At 38.8% G+C, this 1,829-nt stretch carries 2 protein-coding genes; both read right to left on the bottom strand.

Features of this window, described 5'->3' with window-relative positions; translation table 11 throughout:
* Nucleotides 1–179: 179 nt before the first annotated feature.
* The gene (locus LB941_RS12220) at nucleotides 180–1,046 is read right to left on the bottom strand and encodes an IS3 family transposase (RefSeq protein ID WP_253362265.1); all 867 of its coding nucleotides are present in this window, start codon (nucleotides 1,044–1,046) and stop codon (nucleotides 180–182) included.
* Between the two features lie 26 nt (nucleotides 1,047–1,072).
* Nucleotides 1,073–1,765 carry a helix-turn-helix domain-containing protein gene (locus LB941_RS12215; protein WP_253362264.1) on the bottom strand — a complete coding sequence of 231 codons (693 nt, stop codon included), beginning with the start codon at nucleotides 1,763–1,765 and terminating at the stop codon, nucleotides 1,073–1,075.
* Nucleotides 1,766–1,829 lie beyond the last annotated feature (64 nt).

Here is a 1,829-nt window from a genome sequence, read left to right as displayed (position 1 = left end):
CTGCTGGGCTCCCCGTCAAGTGAACAATGAAATATAATAAAATTATTTTGACGACTGTCTGCCGAAATTCGGTAGACAGTTTTTATGTTTTTAACTTTGTTTATCCTCAACTTTACTTGGTTTGTCTCCTTCTTGGATAAGCAGAGTTATTCTATTCACTTGTTCCAAAAAGAAAGTGATTAAGCTGCCCTCAGTAGTTCTTGATGAATTTGGAGCGGTGTTTTACTCTTCAGACACCGTTGATATCGACCATTGTTGTAATAGTTCATGTATTTCTCGATCATTTCAACAAGACTTTCTCTACTAATAAACTTGCGCCGATAATATTTTTCTCGCTTAAGCATTCCCCAGAAACCTTCCATTGGCCCATTATCAATACAGTGGGCTACGCGTGACATACTTTGTTTCATTTTCGCCTTCTTTAGCTTTGTACAAAAAACTTTACTCGTATATTGGAATCCGCGATCGCTATGAAATAGTGGGTGAGCTTTTGGTTCGGCCTTGACTGCTTGATCGAAGGTATCAAAGACCAATTTATTGTCATTTCTATCGCCGATGACAAAAGATACAATTCGCCGATCGGCGAGATCAAGAATAGCACTCAAGTAGATTTTTCTCACCTCTGAGCCGTTATAATACTTAAATTCGCTCACATCTGTTAGCCATTTTTGATTTGGTTGATCCGCATAGAACTTTCGATTCAAGTAATTTTTCGCAATATGGTACGGATTTTTTGACGCTCTGGTAATACTATTCCTAGAATGTTTGATGGTAGATTGGATTTGCAGTTTGCGACAGATTCGAAGAATGCGCTTATCATTGACATGATATCCATAGTCATTCACGAGATCCTCACAAATTCTGCGATAGCCCTTATCCTTGTCTGCTTCATAAATATAACGAACGAGGTCCGCCAACTGTTCATTTAATACAACTTCAGGTAGTTTGGAATTTTTTAACCAACGATAGTAGGCTGATCTTGTGACGTGAAGAAGGATACACATTGTGTGAATTGGATAGCCTTTTATCGCGTGTAGCTCTTTGATTGATTGGTATTCAAACGCATGACGAACTAATTCAAATCCCGCCTCCTTTCTAACTCGCTGACTTTTTTTAACAAGTCATTTTCCATTTCAAGTAACTTGATACGTCGTTCTTGTCGGGCCAGTTTATCCCGCATTTCCTCTTCAGGTGTTCTGGCGAGTTTACTGCCCGAGCGATGTCCACGCCGGTCTTCTAAACCTTTTTCACCCATCTCGTCGTATTTCAACACCCAGTTGCGAACTTGTTGGTAAGAGACTTGGTACTGAATCGCGGTTTCCCCGTAGTCTCGTCCATTGACAATGCAGTAATGCACAATTTCAATCCGTTCATTCAACGTTGTTTTTCTGGATTTACTCATATAGCTTCCACCGCTTTCTAATTTGAAGTTTCTATGAGTATTATATACCTTTAACCAGTCTTCTAATTGACTTTTATTACGAAGTCCGTATTTCTTAGCGATAGCTCCCAAGCCGCCATATTCTCCAGCTAAATAATCATGGACTGCATTCAGTTTCAATTCTGCTGAGTAAGATTTATTCTTTTTTGTAGGGAGTAAACCTATGGGACCTTCATTCTCATAAAGAATGATCCACCTTTTTATCGTACTGATAGCTACTTGTACTTCTTTCGCTAGGCTGTTTATACCAACTTCATTTCGTAGATATCTTTCTACCAAAGCCAATCGTTCTTCAAATGTCAACTTCATTTTTCTTCTAGACATACAAAAATCCCCCTATATAAGTCACTTTATATTTCAGTGTCCTATATAGGGGGAGCATATCAGT

The sequence above is a fragment of the Ligilactobacillus ubinensis genome (genome assembly GCF_024160875.1).
Lineage (GTDB): Bacteria > Bacillota > Bacilli > Lactobacillales > Lactobacillaceae > Ligilactobacillus > Ligilactobacillus ubinensis.
Note: the sequence above shows the minus strand (reverse complement) of the source record. Positions and strands in the feature narration are given on the sequence as shown.